19 protein-coding genes and 2 pseudogenes are annotated in these 19,098 nt (G+C 58.8%); 7 read left to right on the forward strand and 14 right to left on the reverse strand.

Annotation, left to right across the window (positions count from 1 at the left end; translation table 11 throughout):
- Window positions 1–312: 312 nt before the first annotated feature.
- Complete coding sequence (locus FFH21_RS26410; protein ID WP_004655063.1) at window positions 313–753, reverse strand: hypothetical protein; 441 nt, start codon at window positions 751–753, stop codon at window positions 313–315.
- Here FFH21_RS26410 and FFH21_RS26415 point away from each other — a divergent pair.
- On the forward strand, window positions 752–1,207 hold the full coding sequence (locus FFH21_RS26415; RefSeq protein WP_004655065.1) for a tRNA (cytidine(34)-2'-O)-methyltransferase: 456 nt from the start codon (window positions 752–754) through the stop codon (window positions 1,205–1,207). The two genes, FFH21_RS26410 and FFH21_RS26415, sit on opposite strands and share 2 nt — an antisense overlap.
- A gap of 69 nt (window positions 1,208–1,276) precedes the next feature.
- On the opposite strand, the gene secB is transcribed toward FFH21_RS26415, so the two are convergent.
- From secB to FFH21_RS26430, 3 genes are read right to left on the reverse strand one after another with little or no spacing between them, the layout of a single operon-like run.
- Window positions 1,277–1,765, reverse strand: a complete 489-nt coding sequence (secB, locus tag FFH21_RS26420; protein ID WP_002551468.1) for a protein-export chaperone SecB — start codon at window positions 1,763–1,765, stop codon at window positions 1,277–1,279.
- Between the two features lie 40 nt (window positions 1,766–1,805).
- Entirely contained in the window at window positions 1,806–2,057 is a 252-nt protein-coding gene (gene grxC / locus FFH21_RS26425) for a glutaredoxin 3 (RefSeq protein WP_004655067.1), read from the reverse strand.
- Window positions 2,058–2,059: 2 nt separating this feature from the next.
- Window positions 2,060–2,473: a rhodanese-like domain-containing protein gene (locus tag FFH21_RS26430; RefSeq protein WP_002551466.1), complete on the reverse strand. Its 414-nt coding sequence runs from the start codon at window positions 2,471–2,473 to the stop codon at window positions 2,060–2,062.
- Window positions 2,474–2,629: 156 nt separating this feature from the next.
- On the opposite strand from FFH21_RS26430, the gene gpmI reads away from it, so the two are divergent.
- The 4 genes from gpmI (at window position 2,630) to FFH21_RS26450 (ending at window position 7,795) form a co-directional block, all read left to right on the forward strand.
- Window positions 2,630–4,162 (forward strand): 2,3-bisphosphoglycerate-independent phosphoglycerate mutase, encoded by a 1,533-nt coding sequence (gpmI, locus tag FFH21_RS26435; RefSeq protein ID WP_002551465.1) that lies wholly within the window; start codon window positions 2,630–2,632, stop codon window positions 4,160–4,162.
- A 153-nt stretch (window positions 4,163–4,315) separates the two neighbouring features.
- The gene (locus FFH21_RS26440) at window positions 4,316–5,638 is read left to right on the forward strand and encodes a murein hydrolase activator EnvC (protein WP_029240926.1); all 1,323 of its coding nucleotides are present in this window, start codon (window positions 4,316–4,318) and stop codon (window positions 5,636–5,638) included.
- 33 nt (window positions 5,639–5,671) lie between these two features.
- Window positions 5,672–7,009: a S41 family peptidase gene (locus FFH21_RS26445; protein WP_054073188.1), complete on the forward strand. Its 1,338-nt coding sequence runs from the start codon at window positions 5,672–5,674 to the stop codon at window positions 7,007–7,009.
- 3 nt (window positions 7,010–7,012) lie between these two features.
- Window positions 7,013–7,795, forward strand: coding sequence for a divergent polysaccharide deacetylase family protein (locus FFH21_RS26450; protein WP_004655075.1), 783 nt, complete (start codon window positions 7,013–7,015; stop codon window positions 7,793–7,795).
- 54 nt (window positions 7,796–7,849) lie between these two features.
- Here the strand turns inward: FFH21_RS26450 and FFH21_RS26455 are convergent, their stop codons facing one another.
- Window positions 7,850–8,275 (reverse strand): type II toxin-antitoxin system HicB family antitoxin, encoded by a 426-nt coding sequence (locus tag FFH21_RS26455; RefSeq protein WP_011169797.1) that lies wholly within the window; start codon window positions 8,273–8,275, stop codon window positions 7,850–7,852.
- 31 nt (window positions 8,276–8,306) lie between these two features.
- Window positions 8,307–8,461, reverse strand: a pseudogene (locus tag FFH21_RS30705) (type II toxin-antitoxin system HicA family toxin).
- Window positions 8,462–8,809: 348 nt separating this feature from the next.
- Between FFH21_RS30705 and FFH21_RS26465 the strand changes: the two are divergent.
- A pseudogene (locus FFH21_RS26465) lies at window positions 8,810–9,050 on the forward strand (serine protease); the annotation flags it as partial.
- A 4-nt stretch (window positions 9,051–9,054) separates the two neighbouring features.
- Here FFH21_RS26465 and FFH21_RS26470 read toward each other — a convergent pair.
- From FFH21_RS26470 to FFH21_RS26510, 8 genes are all read right to left on the reverse strand, one after another.
- Window positions 9,055–9,810, reverse strand: a complete 756-nt coding sequence (locus FFH21_RS26470) for an ABC transporter substrate-binding protein (protein WP_004663214.1) — start codon at window positions 9,808–9,810, stop codon at window positions 9,055–9,057.
- A gap of 185 nt (window positions 9,811–9,995) precedes the next feature.
- The gene (gene hisF / locus FFH21_RS26475) at window positions 9,996–10,766 is read right to left on the reverse strand and encodes an imidazole glycerol phosphate synthase subunit HisF (RefSeq protein WP_002551458.1); all 771 of its coding nucleotides are present in this window, start codon (window positions 10,764–10,766) and stop codon (window positions 9,996–9,998) included.
- 19 nt (window positions 10,767–10,785) lie between these two features.
- Window positions 10,786–11,523, reverse strand: a complete 738-nt coding sequence (hisA, locus tag FFH21_RS26480) for a 1-(5-phosphoribosyl)-5-[(5-phosphoribosylamino)methylideneamino]imidazole-4-carboxamide isomerase (RefSeq protein WP_002551457.1) — start codon at window positions 11,521–11,523, stop codon at window positions 10,786–10,788.
- A 107-nt stretch (window positions 11,524–11,630) separates the two neighbouring features.
- Window positions 11,631–11,891 (reverse strand): DUF2164 domain-containing protein, encoded by a 261-nt coding sequence (locus FFH21_RS26485; RefSeq protein WP_002551456.1) that lies wholly within the window; start codon window positions 11,889–11,891, stop codon window positions 11,631–11,633.
- Between the two features lie 4 nt (window positions 11,892–11,895).
- Window positions 11,896–12,534, reverse strand: a complete 639-nt coding sequence (gene hisH / locus FFH21_RS26490; protein WP_002551455.1) for an imidazole glycerol phosphate synthase subunit HisH — start codon at window positions 12,532–12,534, stop codon at window positions 11,896–11,898.
- A complete protein-coding gene (gene hisB / locus FFH21_RS26495; protein WP_002551454.1) occupies window positions 12,534–13,127 on the reverse strand; it encodes an imidazoleglycerol-phosphate dehydratase HisB in 594 nt (197 codons plus the stop codon). The genes hisH and hisB overlap by 1 nt, the downstream gene beginning before the upstream one ends.
- A gap of 92 nt (window positions 13,128–13,219) precedes the next feature.
- On the reverse strand, window positions 13,220–14,419 hold the full coding sequence (locus FFH21_RS26500; protein ID WP_011169800.1) for an amino acid aminotransferase: 1,200 nt from the start codon (window positions 14,417–14,419) through the stop codon (window positions 13,220–13,222).
- A gap of 267 nt (window positions 14,420–14,686) precedes the next feature.
- Window positions 14,687–16,348, reverse strand: a complete 1,662-nt coding sequence (locus tag FFH21_RS26510; RefSeq protein ID WP_002555774.1) for an OFA family MFS transporter — start codon at window positions 16,346–16,348, stop codon at window positions 14,687–14,689.
- A gap of 428 nt (window positions 16,349–16,776) precedes the next feature.
- On the opposite strand from FFH21_RS26510, the gene FFH21_RS26515 reads away from it, so the two are divergent.
- Entirely contained in the window at window positions 16,777–19,002 is a 2,226-nt protein-coding gene (locus FFH21_RS26515) for an AsmA family protein (protein ID WP_011169802.1), read from the forward strand.
- Window positions 19,003–19,098: the final 96 nt, after the last annotated feature.

Raw genomic sequence — 19,098 nt, forward strand, 5'->3', positions numbered from 1 at the left:
GCAAATTGAGTGCATGCGCTGATACCGCATTGCGGGGCCTGGCGCGACATTCAGGGCGACCAGATGCCAGCGCCGAGCATTCACAGCGGCTGACTCATCAACCAATCCAAGGTTTTCGAATATGAAAATACTTAATAAATTCAATACGTTGATGATATTAAACGGCTTCGGACTCAAGAAGTGCTTAACCGGATATGGCTAAGTCAGCCTGTTCTTTCGGATTAATTCTCAAAACTGGCACGCACTCTGCAATAGGTATTACATCACCAGTTTTGGGGACCTTGGTACAGGCAGGCCGGGGATTCCCCTCTTTTATTCCTCCCGGAGACTGACCTCCAGTCTCCAGCGCCCGTCCACCTTCTCAGTGCGCCAGTCGCCATGAAGTGGACGGGCTGCCAGGAGCGTCAGCACCAACCCCTTCTCACCTCGCTCCACCTTCCAGCGTGCAACCCTGTTGTCGAACCTCAGTTGGCCCGTCCACGGCCGCCCTGAAGCATCGACGTTGAGCACCACAGCGCCATCCACCGTCGACCCTTGGTACTTAGGCTCCTCATTGAACCAGAGCGCCAGCCCGGCAGGCAGCTCCTCGATCTGCTCCAGTTCAACGGGGTCAGGTTGCTGCAGACGACCGATAATGGTGCCCACGGTAAAGCCGACAATCGCCATCGAACCCAGAACTCGCGGCCATAGCTTCGGTCTCGGGTCCTCTTCAGGGGTAGAATGCATCCCGTCCTTTCGTTCGGAGCCGTGCATGTTTCACGTCATCCTTTTTCAACCAGAAATTCCGCCGAATACCGGCAATGTCATCAGGCTATGCGCCAACAGCGGCTGCACCCTGCATTTGATCGAACCCTTGGGTTTCGAGCTGGACGACAAGCGCTTGCGCCGTGCCGGGCTCGACTATCACGAGTATGCCACGCTGCAGACGCATCCTGACCTGGCAAGCTGTCTGGAGAAGATCGGCAACCCACGGTTGTTCGCTTTCACCACCAAGGGCTCGCGCCCTTTTCACGATGCCAGCTTTGAACCTGGTGATGCATTTCTGTTCGGCCCGGAGAGCCGCGGCCTGCCCGCCGACATCCTCGACTCGCTGAGCAGCGAGCACCGCCTGCGACTGCCCATGCGCGAAGGCTGCCGTAGTCTGAACCTGTCCAACACAGTGGCGGTGGCCGTCTATGAAGCATGGCGCCAGCACGGGTTTGCCTGATAGCGCGCCGCCAGACACAAAAAAGCGCCCCGAAAGGCGCTTTTTTTATCGCTTTAACAGCCGTAATGCTTATTGCACAGTCGGCGTTTCGCCAGCTTCCTGCATGCGTTGCAGCTCTTGGGCGTACAGGGCGTCGAAGTTCACCGGGGCCAGCATCAGCGCAGGGAACGAGCCGCGTACGACCAGGTTGTCGATGGCTTCGCGTGCATACGGGAACAGGATGTTCGGGCAGAACGCGCCCAGAGTGTGGCTCATCGCGCCGTCGTCCAGACCCTTGATCAGGAAGATACCGGCCTGTTGCACTTCAACGATGAAAGCAACTTCGTCGCCATTGTTGACGGTCACGGACAGGGTCAGCACGACTTCATAGAAATCGCCTTCCAGCTGCTTCTGACGGGTGTTGAGGTCCAGGCTGACGGTCGGTGTCCACTCCTGGCGGAAGATTGCCGGGCTTTTTGGCGCTTCGAACGACAGGTCGCGAACGTAGATACGCTGCAGGGAAAATTGTGGGCCGTTTTCTTCGTTGGCAACAGCACCGTTGTTCGGTTGGTCGGTCATCTCGGATCCTTGTCAGATAGGGCTGAAAGTTTAAGGGGAATCAGGCCAGCAGCGCATCAAGCTTGCCGGCACGCTCCAGAGCAAACAGGTCATCGCAGCCGCCCACGTGGGTCGAGCCGATCCAGATCTGCGGTACGGAAGTGCGACCGGCCTTCTTGGTCATTTCGGCACGCAGTTGCGGCTTGCCGTCGACACAGATTTCCTCGAAGGCCACGCTCTTGCTCTGCAACAGCTGTTTGGCACGTATGCAATACGGGCAATAATCGCTGGAATAGACGATGACTTGAGCCATGTTCACTTCACCAGGGGAAGGTTGTCGCCGCGCCAGCTGGAAATACCGCCGGACAGCTTGGCCGCCTTGAAGCCGGATTTGAGCAACTCGCGGGCGGTGGTGCCAGCATGCTGCCCCATTGCATCGACTATGATCAACGTCTTGTCCTTGTATTTCTGCAGTTCAGCGGTACGCGTCAGCACCTTGTCCTGCGGGAAATTCAGGGATCCCACGATGTGGCCGGCAGTGAAATCCTTTTTCGAGCGCACGTCGATGACCACGCCCTGGTCGCTGTTGACCAGCGCGGTCAGCTCGCGAGTGCTCAGGCTGGCACCGCCCTTGCTCAGTTCGTAAGCGATCAGCAGTCCCAGCAGAATGACGAAGGCACCGGTGATCAAATAGTGGTTAGTGGCGAATTCAAGCAGGTGAGCAACCATCAGTAGGTTCCAGGGCATTAAAATGTCGGCCAGTATACACAGCAGCCAAGGTGGGCCAAAGTCCGTACGGCAGTGACGCCGTTTGAACTTGTCCCTAAAATGCCGCTCCCTTGTACTTTGTTACTCTCTTTATTCAACCAGCATCGAGTGGGTTCTATGACTGCCACGCCAAAACCTCTGGTTCTTATCATCCTGGATGGCTTCGGACACAGCGAAAGCCATGAAGGCAATGCCATCCTGGCCGCGAAGATGCCGGTCATGGATCGTCTTTACGAAACCATGCCCAACGGCCTGATTTCAGGGTCGGGCATGGACGTCGGTCTGCCGGACGGTCAGATGGGCAACTCCGAAGTCGGACACATGAACCTGGGTGCCGGTCGCGTGGTGTATCAGGACTTCACTCGAGTGACCAAAGCGATTCGCGACGGCGAGTTCTTCGAGAACCCGACCATCTGTGCCGCTGTGGATAAAGCTGTCGGTGCGGGCAAGGCGGTCCACATCATGGGCCTGCTGTCCGATGGCGGCGTGCACAGCCACCAGGACCATCTGGTCGCCATGGCCGAACTGGCAGTCAAGCGCGGTGCAGAAAAAATCTATCTGCACGCCTTCCTCGACGGTCGCGACACGCCACCGCGCAGCGCGAAGAAATCCCTTGAGCTGATGGACGCAACCTTCGCCCGCCTGGGCAAGGGCCGCACCGCCACGATCATCGGCCGCTACTTCGCCATGGACCGTGACAACCGCTGGGACCGGGTCTCCACCGCCTACAACCTGATCGTCGACAGCACCGCCGAATTTCACGCAGACAGCGGTGTTGCCGGGCTTGAAGCTGCCTACGCACGTGACGAGAACGACGAATTCGTCAAAGCCACACGTATCGGTGAACCCGCTCGCGTCGAGGACGGCGATGCTGTGGTGTTCATGAACTTCCGCGCCGACCGCGCCCGTGAGCTGACCCGTGTGTTCGTCGAAGACGACTTCAAGGATTTCGAGCGCGCCCGTCAGCCCAAGGTCAATTACGTGATGCTGACCCAGTACGCGGCAAGCATCCCCGCGCCCTCGGCATTTGCGGCTGGCAGCCTGAAAAACGTGCTGGGTGAATACCTGGCAGACAACGGCAAGACTCAACTGCGTATCGCCGAAACCGAAAAATACGCGCACGTCACGTTCTTCTTCTCTGGCGGTCGTGAAGAGCCGTTTCCGGGCGAAGAGCGCATTCTGATTCCATCGCCAAAAGTTGCCACCTACGACCTGCAGCCGGAAATGAGCGCGCCGGAAGTGACCGACAAAATTGTCGATGCCATCGAGCATCAGCGTTATGACGTGATTATCGTCAACTACGCCAACGGCGACATGGTCGGCCACAGCGGCATCATGGAAGCGGCAATCAAGGCCGTGGAATGCCTGGACGTATGCGTCGGTCGCATTACCGCGGCATTGGAAAAAGTCGGCGGTGAAGCACTGATTACCGCTGACCACGGCAACGTCGAGCAGATGACCGATGACTCCACAGGCCAGGCGCATACCGCGCACACTTCCGAGCCGGTGCCTTTCGTGTACGTCGGCAAGCGCCCGCTGAAAGTCCGCGAAGGTGGTGTTCTGGCTGACGTGGCACCGACCATGCTGCATCTGTTGGGCATGGAGAAACCGCAAGAGATGACGGGCCACTCGATCCTTGTGGCGAAGTAAAACGCTGAAAACCGGCCTATAGCCATCAGGCAAAGCCGGTTTTTTATGTTTCAAGCCCTAAAGCAGTGGCTGCGGGGCGTTTTTTTTGCAGCGCATGGCGGGCATACTAAGCCTGACATTTTTTCTCACAATTCCTCGGTATCGCCCACCCACATGCTTCGCGCCTTGATTGCCCTTGCTCTGATCTGCCTGCTCAATCCGGCGTTTGCCGAAGACGAGCGTGTGCAAACCCAAAAACAGATAGATGCTGCGCGTCAGGATGTGACGGAGCTGCAAAAAGTCCTGGGCAAGCTTCAGGAAGAACGTGCAGGCGTCCAGAAGGACCTGCGCACCACCGAAACCGAAATGGGCAAGTTGGAAAAGCAGGTCGAGGTCCTGCAAAAGGAACTAAAAAAGACGGAAACCGAGCTGCAAAAGCTCGACAGTGAAAAAAAGAAACTGAATAGTGCCCGCGTTGAACAGCAACGCCTGATTGCTATCCAGGCCCGCGCCGCCTATCAGAGTGGCCGCCAGGAATACCTCAAGCTGTTGCTCAATCAGCAGCACCCCGAGAAGTTTGCCCGAACCCTCACGTATTACGATTACCTGAGCCAGGCGCGCCTGGAGCAGCTACGCAACTTCAATGAAACCCTGCGCCAGCTGGCCAATGTCGAAAAAGACATCGATCTGCAACAGGCACAGTTGCTGGTGCAGAAGAGCAACCTGGACAGCCAGAGCGAAGAACTGGCCAAGGTGCGCCAGGAGCGTCAGCAGGCACTGGCCAAGCTGAATCAGGACTACAAGGCCCGCGATCAGAAACTGCAGGCCCGTCAGCAGGATCAGGCCGACCTGGCCAAGGTTCTCAAGACCATCGAAGAAACCCTGGCCCGACAGGCACGTGAAGCTGAAGAGGCTCGCCAGAAGGCGCTGGTCGCCGCTCGCGAGGCCGAAGAGAAACGTCAGCGCGAAGCTGAGGCCGTCGCCCGCAACAACAGCACCAGCAGCAGTAAAAGCGCTGATGAACCCACACCGCGTCGCCCGGTCAAAGCCCCCGGCGCAGTCGTTTCCAGTGCCGGAGTTTCCTACGGCGGACCTTTTGCAGAGGCCCGGGGAAAACTTCCATGGCCTATTGATGGTCGACTGCTTGCGCGTTTCGGTGAAGCCCGCGGTGATGACGAGCGAACCAAATGGGACGGCGTCATGATCAGCGCCGCAGCCGGAAGCCAGGTACATGCAGTGCATGGCGGACGAGTGGTGTTCGCCGACTGGTTGCGTGGTGCCGGGCTTCTGGTCATTCTCGACCATGGCAACGGTTATCTCACCCTGTATGGGCATAACCAGAGCCTGCTCAAGTCGGCAGGTGACATTGTAAAAGCCGGTGAAGCGATTTCCACGGTCGGCAATAGTGGCGGTCAGGACACGGCAGCGTTGTACTTTGCTATTCGTCAGCAGGGTCGCCCCAGCGATCCAGCCCAATGGTGCCGCACTCAAGGATAAGCCGGCGTCAATATCTGTAGGAGTTCGTTAGACATGCTGCATTTGTCCCGCCTCACCTCGCTGGCCCTGGCAATTGCCATCGATATTGGCGCGCCTTTGGCGCAAGCTGCCGAAAAGACCGCGCCAGCCACGCCTGCAGCAGTCTCGCCCGCCAAGCCCAATGCCAACGCCAAGCCGCCGCTGCCGCTTGACGAGCTGCGCACCTTTGCCGAGGTCATGGATCGGGTCAAGGCGGCCTATGTCGAGCCAGTGGACGACAAGACTCTGCTGGAAAACGCCATCAAGGGCATGCTCAGCAACCTTGATCCACACTCCGCCTACCTGGGCCCGGAAGATTTCCAGGAGCTGCAGGAAAGCACCAGCGGCGAGTTCGGTGGACTGGGCATCGAAGTGGGCGTTGAAGACGGGTTCGTCAAGGTGGTTTCACCCATCGACGACACACCTGCTTCCAAGGCTGGCATTGAGGCAGGCGACCTGATCGTGAAGATCAATGGCACGCCGACCCAGGGCCAGAACATGCAGGAAGCGGTCGACAAGATGCGCGGCAAAATCGGCGAGAAGATCACCCTGACACTGGTGCGCGATGGCGGTACGCCGTTTGATGTGACGCTGGCGCGGGCGACCATTCAGGTCAAGAGCGTCAAGGCGCAGATGCTCGAGAACGGCTACGGCTATATCCGCATCACCCAGTTCCAGGTCAAGACCGGGGACGAAGTCGGCAAGGCGCTGGCCAAATTCCGCAAGGACAACGGCAAGAAGATGAGCGGCCTGATTCTCGACCTGCGCAACAACCCCGGCGGCGTGCTGCAATCGGCTGTGCAGGTGGCGGACCACTTCCTCACCAAAGGCCTGATCGTCTACACCAAAGGCCGTATCGCCAACTCCGAACTGCGTTTCTCGGCAGACCCGGCAGACGCCAGCGAAGGCGTACCGCTGGTGGTGTTGATCAACGGCGGCAGCGCTTCTGCGTCGGAAATCGTCGCCGGAGCCCTGCAAGACCAGAAACGCGGGATTCTGATGGGCACCGACACCTTCGGCAAAGGCTCGGTGCAAACCGTTCTGCCGTTAAACAACGATCGCGCTCTGAAGATCACCACAGCGTTGTATTACACGCCGAACGGTCGCTCGATCCAGGCGCAGGGCATCAACCCAGACATCGTGGTACGTCGGGCCAAGGTCACCAGCGAAGCAGACGGCGAGAACTACAAGGAAGCCGACTTGATGGGTCACCTGGGCAATGGCAACGGCGGTGCCGACAAGCCGACCGTCAAGGGTGGCGCAGCAGCCAAGGCGCGTCCGCAGGATGATGACTTCCAGCTCAGCCAGGCGCTCAGTCTTCTGAAAGGGCTGAGTATCACCCGCGGCAATTGACGGATGCGCGTTCTCGCTCTGTTACTGCTGACACTCTCGATCACTGGCGCTGCCCATGCAGCGCCAGCCGAAGACAACGGCAAGCCGCCGAAGGCCTATCTCAGCCTGATCATCGACGACCTGGGTCAGAACCCGGCGCGGGATAGCCGTACACTGGCGCTCCCCGGGCCGGTAACGCTGGCGATCATGCCTGACACTCCACACGCCACCGAATTTGCCCGCGAGGCTCACCGCGCAGGCAAGACGGTCATGCTGCACATGCCGATGGACCCGGCGACCGGGCCTTACGCCTGGCATCCCGAACTGCCCTTGCCTGAACTGGAAAGCCGTCTCAATGCGGCGCTGCTGAAAGTGCCTTATGCAGCCGGCATCAATAACCACATGGGCAGCCGGATGACCGCCGAACCGGTCGCGATGGCCTGGTTGATGGCCGAACTGCAACGACGTCATCTGTTTTTCGTGGACAGCCGCACCAGCGCGAAAACCGTGGCAGCCGCAGAGGCTCAGCGCATCGGCCTCGCAAGCGTCTCACGCGACGTGTTTCTGGACGACGAGCGCACGGCCGAAGCCATCAACCGACAATTGCAGTCAGCCATCAAAATCGCCCGCAAGCATGGCTCGGCAGTGGTCATCGGTCACCCCTACCCTGTCACGCTGGACGTACTGGAACGCGAGTTGCCCAAACTCAAGGATCAGGGCGTCGAATGGATCGACCTGCGCAGCATGATCAGCGAACGCGGCAATCAGGCGAGTGCGGCGCATGGCAAGAATGGGGTGTATCGCTGAGCCTGCGAACGACGAAACGTCCGTCAGCTGGTCTTTCAAAGGAGGTGTTACACATCAAGCGGCCCGCTCAATGCTCAACGTAATACGCCGACCAAGCTCAGCCAGCGCTCGCTCCACCTGCTCGATTTTCGAGGCATGCAGAAAGTCCACAAGCCGATCCACCACTTGCCGCGTGCAACCGAGGCGACGCGCCAGCTCAGCACGGCTAACGCCCTCTTCCAACAAGCTGTTCCATAGCATGATTTTGGCAACCGTCAGCGCAGGCAAACGCATCAACAGTTCATGGCCGGGTACGACTGAGGCTTGGGGAATCTTGCGACGCTGATCGACGTAGAGCGATAGAGCCGATTCCATGCCGTCAAGAGCTTCGCTCAATGCTTCAGGCAGGGTGTCGCCAGAGGCGCTCATTTCGGGAATGTCTGGACACGACAGCCAAACACCTGTCGGCTCCCGATGTAGATCCAATGGATATTGATACATAAGGTCTCACCTGTAGTGGAGCAGCTCGACGTCAATCCTTAAGGCCGAGCTGCTTGATGATCGACTTGCGTAACCCTTCGTGCATTTCTTTGCTTCCATGGTCTGCAAAGATGGTTGCCTTACCATTCAGGTAACCTTGAAATGACTACCCTTGGCCGCCCTGAACTCAACGCCTTGAGCCTGCAATCATCGCCGAAACTCGTTGCACTTCATTGCTTGAATCCTACCGTTTCGGCAACATCAATAAGCAACACTTATGTAGCGTGGGCAACACTTATGCTGCATATAAATAGCTCTTAATTGCATATAATTGGCTTTCGCCAATCTGCGCTCGCCTTTCCCGAAATGACGCTGACGGATTTTACCGTCGATCCCGCCAAAACCGAGTCAGCACGTTCCGCACGCAAAGTAGGCAAGGTCTGTTTTCCATGTCCCGCGCCGTTTCAGCCTTGATAACCCGATCAATTCCGGCTTAAAGGGTGAGGTCTCCACAACGGAGAGCAAGACACGGTTTTCAATGACGGCATCCAGCCGCTTGCGCTTGCCATAGAGCTGCAACCGGCGGGACCGACGCCCGAGCCACAGGTGGTTATTGGGAAAAACCGGTTAGGCGCATTATCGGTCAGTTGGTCGTACGAGCATCGCCTGATCGACCATTACACGGTCAAGGTGGGCCCGCCAGACACTACTGCCGTTGAAGATCTGCACTTACGCCCATGACATCAATGGGCAGCCCTCCAACGTACGTGAAGACACCCTTCCCGCAGCAGGTTGAGCGATTACTGATAGCGCGCCTTGACGGCGTCGACCCAACCCTCGGCGCGCATCTGGTCGAGGGCTTTCTGCAGGCGAGCCACAACGTCGTCAGGCGTGCTCTTGTTGACTGCCAGGTAAAGTTCGGCGCTGTTGAAACGCAGCGCGGTCTTGAACCCCGAGACCCCTTCCAGTTTCGCCAGATAGCGGCCAACCGGATCGCCCACGGCCCACAGATCGATCTGACCATTGTCGAGCTTTTTCACGTTGTCCCGGTCACGCAGCATCAAAATCGGGTTAAGGCCCATCGCGTTCAGACGCTCACCGATGGCGTCGCCTTTATAGGCACCAATCCTGTAGTTCTTTGCCTGCTCAAGCGACGTTAACGTGATGGGGCTGTCGCCGCGGGCGAGCATGATCCAGTCATAGGAGCCTACCGGACCTACCCATTTGAACAGTTTTTCGCGCTCAGGCAGGCGAGTGGTGGAGAACACACCATAGCCGGGCTTGTCGAGGGCAAGCTTGTAAACCCGATCCCACGGAAAACGCAGGGTCATGCTGTAACCAATGTTTGCGCGCTTGAACATCTCGCGCACCACTTCAGCGGCAATACCGTCGATGTTGTTTTCCTGCGCGAAATTCTTGCCATCGACCGCCATGTTGAACGGCGGGAAATTCTCGGTGAGCAACACCATGGAATAAGGCGTTGAGTCGCTGGCTCGCGCAGTTTCATTCAGCAACAAGCCGACACCGATCAGTGCGAGAAATAGACGTTTGAACATGTTCCGGCACTCGATCGTGACTGACGCATGCAGAGTGCCGCGAACCCGGCGCACTGTCTAGCGCGCTGTCCGGCGATGTCGCTTACAGGTAATACTCGAATGCCACAGGGCTGAAACAGAGCGAGCGCCGACTGCTTCAAACCCATGGTCTGAAACAAGCGACGCCCGCTTTGATGCGCAGCGACTCAGCGCACCACAATCCCGCGACTGGCCATATAAGCCTTTGCTTCGGGAACGGTGTATTCGCCAAAGTGGAAAATACTCGCCGCCAGCACGGCACTGGCGTGGCCTTCGATGACGCCGGCGGCCAGATGCTCAAGGTTGCCGACACCACCGGAAGCAATCACCGGGATGCCCAGCGCATCACTGATGGCGCGGGTGACGCCCAGGTCGAAGCCGTTCTTCATGCCGTCCTGGTCCATGCTGGTCAACAGGATCTCGCCAGCCCCCAGGTCTTCCATCTTTTTCGCCCAGAGCACCGCGTCCAGCCCGGTGGGTTTGCGTCCACCGTGGGTGAAGATTTCCCAGCGCGGGGTTTCACCCGGGCCGGAGACCTTCTTGGCATCAATAGCGACCACAATGCACTGCGACCCGAAACGAGCGGCGGCTTCACCGACAAACTCAGGGTTGAACACCGCTGCCGTGTTGATCGACACCTTGTCCGCGCCCGCATTGAGCAGGTTGCGGATGTCCTGCACGGTACGCACGCCGCCACCGACAGTCAGCGGAATGAACACCTGACTGGCCATGCGCTCGACGGTGTGCAGCGTGGTGTCACGGCCATCGACGCTGGCAGTGATGTCGAGAAAAGTAATTTCGTCGGCACCCTGCTCATCGTAACGACGAGCAATTTCCACCGGATCGCCTGCATCCCGGATGTTCTCGAACTTGACACCCTTGACCACTCGACCGTTGTCGACGTCCAGGCAAGGGATGATGCGTTTGGCTAGGGCCACAGGGTCAGTCTCCAGCTATTCAGCGTTGTTCGCGGTCGCAGAGCGCCTGGGCTTCGGCCACATCCAGCGTACCTTCGTAGATCGCACGACCGGTGATTGCGCCGATGATGCCCGGAGCCTTCGCATTCAACAGCGCCTGAATGTCGCCCAGGTTATGAATGCCACCCGAAGCAATCACCGGGATCCGCGTAGCCGCCGCCAGCGCGGCGGTGAACGGGATGTTGCAGCCCTGCATCATGCCGTCTTTGGCGATGTCGGTGTAGACAATGGCAGACACGCCATCGGCTTCAAAACGCTTGGCCAGATCAATGACCTGAACCGAGCTGACTTCAGCCCAGCCATCGGTGGCGACGAAACCGTCCTTGGCATCCAGACCGACGATCACCTTGCCAGGGAACGCGCGGCAGGCTTCAGCCACGAACTCGGGCTCTTTGACTGCCTTGGTGCCAATGATGACGTAGCTCACGCCTGCCTTGACGTAGTGCTCGATGGTTTCCAGCGAACGGATGCCGCCACCAATCTGGATCGGCAGGTTCGGGTAGCGTCTGGCAATGGCCGTGACCACATCACCGTTGACCGGCTGTCCTTCGAACGCACCGTTCAGATCGACCAGATGCAGACGGCGGCAACCACCGTCGACCCACTTGGCAGCCATGGCCACCGGGTCATCGGAGAACACCGTGGAATCTTCCATCCGGCCCTGACGCAGACGTACACAGGCACCGTCTTTGAGGTCGATAGCGGGGATAATCAGCATGCTTATTCCTTGGTCAAAAAGAGCGGCAAGCTGCAAGCGATTAGCTGCAAGTATGCGTACTCACTGATTCTTGCGGCTTGAAGCCTGAAGCTCAAAGCTGCTTCTATTCAATTCTTTTCGAGCGCCCAGAGGTCGCTTTCGATGCTCTCGAACCGCTCCTTGAGCTGCTGCTGAACATCGAAAATAGCGCGATTGTAGTAATGCGGGGCAATCTCGCGGGTGAATAATTCCAGTACCTCAGCCACTTCAAACGTACCCAGCTCCAGCTCGAAGCGCTCTGCGAACAGGCGCTTGAGCTTGTCGATCGCCTGCTGCTCATGCTCGGGCGAAAGGGTCAGAATCGGCGGCTTGCTCTTGGTTTTGCTCATACGATTACCAGCGACCATCCCAGGCAGCGAAGTTCTGCAGCAATTGCAGGCCGTGGGTGTGGCTCTTTTCCGGGTGAAATTGCACGGCGAAGCGCGAACCGTCGGCCAGCGCGGCGGCAAAGTCGAGGCCATAGTGACCGCGCCCGACCACCTGACGCTGATTGGCGGCATCGATGTAGAAACTGTGCACGAAGTAGAAACGCGCCAGGTCCGGAATGTCATGCCACAGCGGGTGATCCACCGCCTGAGCGACCTGATTCCAGCCCATGTGCGGCACTTTCAGGTGCTCGCCTTCTTCATACAGGTCCTTGCCGAAAAACTTCACCTGGCCGGGAAACAGACCGATGCAATCCACGCCGCCGCTCTCTTCACTTCTGTCGAGCAACGCCTGCATGCCGACGCAGATGCCGAGAAACGGACGGTCCTGGCTGACTTCCCTGACCAGCGAATCAAAGCCCAGACGGCGGATCTCGGCCATACAGTCGCGAATCGCGCCCACACCCGGAAACACCACACGGTCGGCTTCGCGAATCACCTTGGCGTCACTGGTAATCAGCACACGGCCTGCGCCTACGTGCTCAAGCGCCTTGGCGACAGAGTGCAGGTTGCCCATACCGTAATCGATGACCGCAACCGTCTGCATCAGAGCACACCCTTGGTGGATGGCATTTGCCCGGCCATGCGCTCATCCAGCTCGACCGCCATGCGCAGCGCGCGACCGAAAGCCTTGAACACGGTCTCGATCTGGTGGTGAGTGTTGGTGCCACGCAGGTTGTCGATGTGCAGCGTCACGTTCGCGTGGTTGACGAAGCCCTGGAAGAACTCCTGAAACAGGTCCACATCAAAGCCACCCACCGTGGCACGGGTATACGGCACATGCATCTGCAGGCCCGGACGACCCGAAAAGTCGATGACCACGCGCGACAGCGCTTCGTCGAGCGGCACATAGGCGTGGCCGTAACGACGAATGCCTTTCTTGTCGCCGATGGCCTGGCTGAACGCCTGCCCCACGGTGATACCGACGTCTTCCACCGTATGGTGATCATCGATTGCCAGGTCACCCTTGCACTCGATGTCCAGGTCGATCAGCCCGTGCCGGGCGATCTGGTCGAGCATGTGCTCAAGAAAAGGCACACCGATATCGAATCGGGCCTTTCCGGTGCCATCCAGGTTGATCGAGGCTTTGATCTGGGTTTCCAGAGTATTACGCTCGACGTACGCCTTACGTTCGGCCATCACCAGCTCCGCAAAATCATTGGGCGAAAAAAGGCGAGCATTATAGGCCCAGATGCGCCCGCCATGAAGCAAACAGACGACCAGCAGGGCATTTAGTGGGTGAAGAGGCTCGCGATTGCGTTACATACCTTGTCGATATTGCCTTCATTCAGGCCCGCCATGCACACCCGGCCACTGCGCAGCATGTAAATGCCGTGAACGTCTTTCAGTTCATCGACCTGCTGTGGCGTCAGACCGGTATAGCTGAACATCCCGCTCTGCCTGAGGATAAAGCTGAAATCACGTCCGGAAACCTTCTGCGCCAGCACCTCAACCAGCCGCGTGCGCATGTCGATGATGCGCACGCGCATGGCCTCGACTTCGCTCAGCCACTGCTCGCGCAGGTGCGGCGTGTTGAGCACTTTTGAAACCAGAAAGGCGCCATGCGCAGGCGGGCTGGAGTAGTTGCGACGTACAGTGGCCTTCAGCTGGCCGAATACGTTGGCAGCCGACGCGGTGTCTTCGCAGACGACCGACAGCCCGCCGACCCGCTCGCCGTACAGCGAGAAGATTTTCGAGAACGAGTTACTGACCAGCGTTGTAACACCTGCGTTGGCCATTGCGCGGATGGCATAGGCATCCTCATCAATGCCTTTGCCAAAGCCCTGATAGGCAATATCCAGAAACGCGATGAGCTGACGATCCTTGATAACCTCGATCAACCGGTCCCATTGCTCGACTGTCAGATCGGCACCTGTCGGGTTGTGGCAGCAAGGGTGCAGCAAAAGGATGCTCTGCGCAGGCAGGCGCTGCACCGTATCGAGCATGGCCTCGAACCTGACCCCGCCAGTCTGCGCGTCGAAATACGGGTAGCTGTTGACCTTGAAGCCCGCACCACCGAACAGCGCGTTGTGGTTTTCCCAGGTCGGATCGCTGACCCAGACCTGCGAGTCCGGGAAGGCATACTTGAGGAAGTCGGCACCTACTTTCAGCGCGCCGGAGCCGCCCACGGTCTGGATGGTCGCCACGCGTCCTGCCTGCACAAGCGGGTGATCCGCCCCGAACAACAGGGTCTGCACTGCATGCCGATAAGCCGCCAGGCCTTCCATCGGCAGATAGACAGAAGCCTCCTGCTCGCCCTGGGCCAGTTGCTGTTGTGCCGTTGCTACGCATGCCAGCTGAGGGATACGGCCCTGCGCGTCGTAATACAAGCCGATGCTCAGATTGACCTTGTCCGCACGGGAATCCTTGCCAAAGGTTTCCATCAGGGAAAGGATCGGATCACCAGCGTATGACTCCACGTGGGCTAGCATGCAAACAACTCCTACAGGCAATAAAAACAGGGGTTGCTAATGTAGCAGCGTCTGCGGGGGAACGGGCAGTGCATCAAACACATTGAGCCGCAGATAGGTGACGCAGAGCGTCACGAACGGCATTCCCACACTGGAGCGTGTGGAACGATAGCCTCAACTATAGTGGGACGCTCTGCGTCCGATTCAGAGTGCGTGGAACAAGAATTCTGCGCACAAAAAAAAGCGCCTGCACCTAAGTGCAAGCGCTTATCTGTTACCTACAGGCTTTTAGTGGAACAGCACTGCGGTTTTTTGCAGGGTAATCCAGACGCCCCACGCCAGCGGGATGCCTACGGCCAGCCAGGCGGCGATGACCAGCGGCTTACTGCCTGCGGATGCTTTCCACTCCAGCGAAGTCGTGGCATTGGCACCCTTGTCGTGACCGATGGCTTGTTCAGCCGCCAGCTCGGCGTCGGTCATGAAGTACTTGTCGGCAACCGGACGAATCAGCAGGTTGCAGATAAAGCCCAGCACCAGCAGACCCGAGAGGATGTACAAGGTGATGTCGTAGGCATCGGCACGTGCAACACCGTGGGCGAGTTGGTACTCACGCAGGTAGTTGACCAATACCGGACCGAGCACACCGGCCGCAGCCCAGGCAGTCAGCAGACGACCGTGGATCGCGCCGACCATCTGCGTACCGAACAGGTCAGCCAGATAAGCCGGAACCGTCGCGAAACCGCCACCGTACATCGACAGCACGATGCAGAACGCGGCCACGAACAGGGCGATGCTACCCATGTGGCTCAGGGTCGGAACCGACGCATAAAGCAGGAAGCCCAGTGCGAAGAATACGAAGTAGGTTGCCTTGCGACCGATGAAGTCCGAACACGAAGCCCAGAAGAAACGACCGCCGATGTTGAACAGACTCAACAGACCCGTGAAGCCGGCTGCAATCGCAGCAATGGCTTTCAGTTGGTCGGCATTGAGCTGGCTGAAGGTCAGATCGACGCCCAGCAGTTTGCCGGCGAACACTTCCTGCAACAGCGGCGAAGCCATGCCCAGGATGCCGATACCGGCCGATACGTTCAGGCACAGCACCAGCCAGACCAGACGGAACTGCGGTGTCTTCCAGGCCACGCTGACGTGCACGTGACGGTTGGTGATCATCGAGTTCTTGGCCTTGGCAGCCGGAGCGGTCCAGCCTTCAGGTTTCCAGCCGGTTGGCGGAACGCGGTAGCCCAGTGCACCGCCGATCATGAAGATGAAGTAAATCACCGCCATCACCACGAAGCTCTGCCATACGCCCACGCTTTCAGCCGAAGCGAAGTGACCCATCAGAGCCGTAGCCAGCGGTGCACCCACCATCGCGCCGCCGCCAAAGCCCATGATCGCCATACCGGTCGCCATGCCGCGCTTGTCCGGGAACCACTTGATCAGGGTCGAAACGGGGGAGATATAGCCCAGCCCCAGACCAATGCCGCCGATAACCCCCGAGCCCAGCCACATCAGCCAGATCTGGTGGGTATAAATGCCCAACGCGGAAATCAGCAGACCGCCACACCAGCACAGGGCAGAAACAACACCGGCCTTGCGTGGACCTGCGTGCTCCAGCCAGCCACCCCAGATGGCAGCCGAGCAACCCAGAAAAATGAAGAACAGGGTGTAGATCCAGCCCAGCATGGAGATCTGCCAGTCACAGGTCGACGCGAACATCTGCGCGAAGAAACCCATGTCCGGAGTACAGGCGACGGGTGCAGTAATACCCACGGCCTTGGACAACGGCAACCAGAACACCGAGAAACCGTAAGCCATACCGATACAAAGATGGATGGCCAATGCTGCTGGTGGAACAAGCCAACGGTTGAAACCGGGCTTGGCGATAATGCGCTCTTTGGACAAGAACGCAGGCTGAACGGCGTCGCCGCCCAAGGCTGTGCTTGTGCTCATTATAATTACCCCAATGTGTGAAGCTCGCAGATGGTCCGCTGGTCCGCCACAGACTCTATGCCGAGCGGCCATGTCTGTTTTATCGGCAGGTTGTTCAGATACGTGACAAAAAGACGCACCTGAGCCAGCAAAAACGGAGACTATCACTGTCTGATAGCAAATAAGCATCTCGTTACATGCTTTTTATTATCTATTTTATCGGTTAATCCGCGCGCTCTATGACGCCATAGATGCAATCAATTAAATGATAAGGAAAAGCCTGTCAGAACCTTAGTTGAGGCAAAAAAGCTATGTAGCTGTAGGGTCGAGAGGAGCGCTGCTACCTCAAACCGGAGACCGGACAGCAATAAAGGCATCCGCAGCCCGGTACGCGCGTCAGAGCGGTATACTCACGGGCTATTTTTGAATATCGACACAAGGACTCGCCCATGAAAGCGTTCGGCAAAATCCTGGGGCTGTTTATTCTCGGGCTGTTGCTGATCATCGTGGCTCTCGGCTTCGCCCTGACCCACCTGTTTGATCCCAACGACTACAAAGACGAGATTCGCCAGCTGGCACGCGACAAGGCCAACGTCGAGCTGACGCTCAACGGTGATATCGGCTGGAGCCTGTTCCCCTGGCTCGGCCTGGAATTGCACGACGCCCATGTCGCCACCCTGACCGCCCCCGATCAGCCGTTTGCCGATGTGCAGATGCTCGGCCTGTCCGTACGTGTCCTGCCGCTGCTTCGTCGTCAGGTGCAGATGAGTGACATCCGCGTCGAAGGCCTTAACCTGGCCCTGCACCGTGACGAAAACGGTCATGGCAACTGGGAGGACATCGGCAAGCCCGCTGTCGCAACCACCGCAGCGCCTGGCGAACCGGCTCCTGCACCAGCCCCGGACGCGCCCAAGGCCGATCGCCCTTCCCAGCCCATCCGGCTGGATATCGACAGCCTGACTGTCAACAACGCCCGCGTGGATTACAGCGATGCCCGCAAAGGCCGAACCTTCACGGCCGAGAGCATTCAACTGAGCACCGGACCAATTCGTGAAACATCCGACATCCCGATCAAACTGACGGCGTTCCTGAGCACCAACCAGCCCGTCGTGCGCGCCAAGACTGAACTGGTCGGCGAACTGCGCATGGACCGCGTACTCAAGCGCTATCAATTCGAAGACATGCGCTTGTCCGGCGAAGTCGCAGGCGAGCCGCTGCAGGGCAAGACCGTCACTTTCTCGGCGCAGGGCCAGCTGCTGGTAGACCTTGCCGCCAATATCGCCGAATGGAACAGCCTCAAAGTGTCAGCCAACCAGTTGCGTGCACTGGGCGAACTGCGTGCCCGTGATCTGGATAAAACGCCACAGATCAGCGGCGGTCTGTCCATCGCCCAGCTCGACCTGCGCACCTTCTTCGAAAACATCGGCCAGCCATTGCCCGCCATGTCCGAGGGCGCGCTGAGCAAGGTTGAAATGGTCACACGCCTCGCCGGCACGCCCACCAGCCTTGCGCTGGAAAACCTCAATCTGAAAGTCGACGACAGCACCTTCACGGGTCGGATCGCCGTGGACGACTTCGCCAAGCAGGCGCTGCGTGTCCAGCTCAAGGGCGATACCTTCGACGCCGACCGCTATCGTCCGGCTGAGAGCGAAGAAAGCAAAGGTGCCAAGGCCGCGCGCAAATCCGAGGTTCAGTCCGGTGAGGCCGCCGCTGCTGCGGGCGATTCACCGCTGCCCGAACAACCGACCAAGGCCGCCTGGAGCACTGCCAGGCTGCTGCCGCTGGAGCGCTTGCGTACGCTGGATGTCGAAGCTGACCTGAGCTTCGGCAAACTGACCCTGAACAAACTGCCCATCGACAACGCAGCGTTCAAGACCCAGGCCAGTGGTGGCGTCATCAAGGTCGATACGTTGAGTGGCGACCTGTACAACGGCAACTTCGAGGTCAAGGGCAATCTGGACGCGCGTCCGGACACGCCTGTGGCCACGGTACAGACGCGCATTGCCAAAGTACCGGTCGAACGCATTCTGGAAAGCCAGGGCCAGACGCCGCCAGTGCGTGGCCTGCTGAACCTAGACAGCAGCCTGACCGGCACAGGCAACAGCGAAAAAGCCCTGATCGACAGCCTGAACGGCACCGCCAGCTTTGCGCTCAATAACGGCGTACTGGTCAATGCCAACCTGGAGCAGCAGCTGTGCAAGGGTATTTCGATCCTCAACCGCAAGACGCTTAGCGGCGAACCACGCGCCAAGGACACTCCTTTCCAGCAGCTCAACGGCAATCTGGTGATACGCAACGGCGTGGCCAGCAATCCGGACCTCAAGGTTCGTACGCCGGGCATGGCCGTCAACGGTAACGGCGACGTCGATCTGCGCGTACTGGGCATGAATTACCGCGTCGGCATCATCGTCGAAGGCGACAAGAGCGACATGCCGGACCCGGCCTGCGAGATTAATCCGCGCTTTGTCGGCATCGAGTGGCCGGTGCAGTGCCGCGGCCCGCTGGAACTGGGTGCCAAAGCCTGCCGCCTGGACAAGGAAGGCGTGGGCCAGATCGCTGCCAGGCTGGCGGGCGAACGGATCAGCGAGAAGCTTGAGGACAAGCTGAATGAAAAACTCGGTGACAAGGTCAGCCCCGAACTCAAGGACGCCCTCAAGGGATTGTTCAAGCGCTAGAGCCATGTGAACAGCTCAGGAGCGCCCTCGCGGCGCTCCACTGGCGCACCCTTTCCTATCCCGACTCATATCCCGACGACGAGAGCCCTTCAGGCC

Origin of the sequence: Pseudomonas sp. KBS0707 (assembly GCF_005937945.2) — a bacterium.
Taxonomy (GTDB): Bacteria; Pseudomonadota; Gammaproteobacteria; order Pseudomonadales; family Pseudomonadaceae; genus Aquipseudomonas; species Aquipseudomonas amygdali.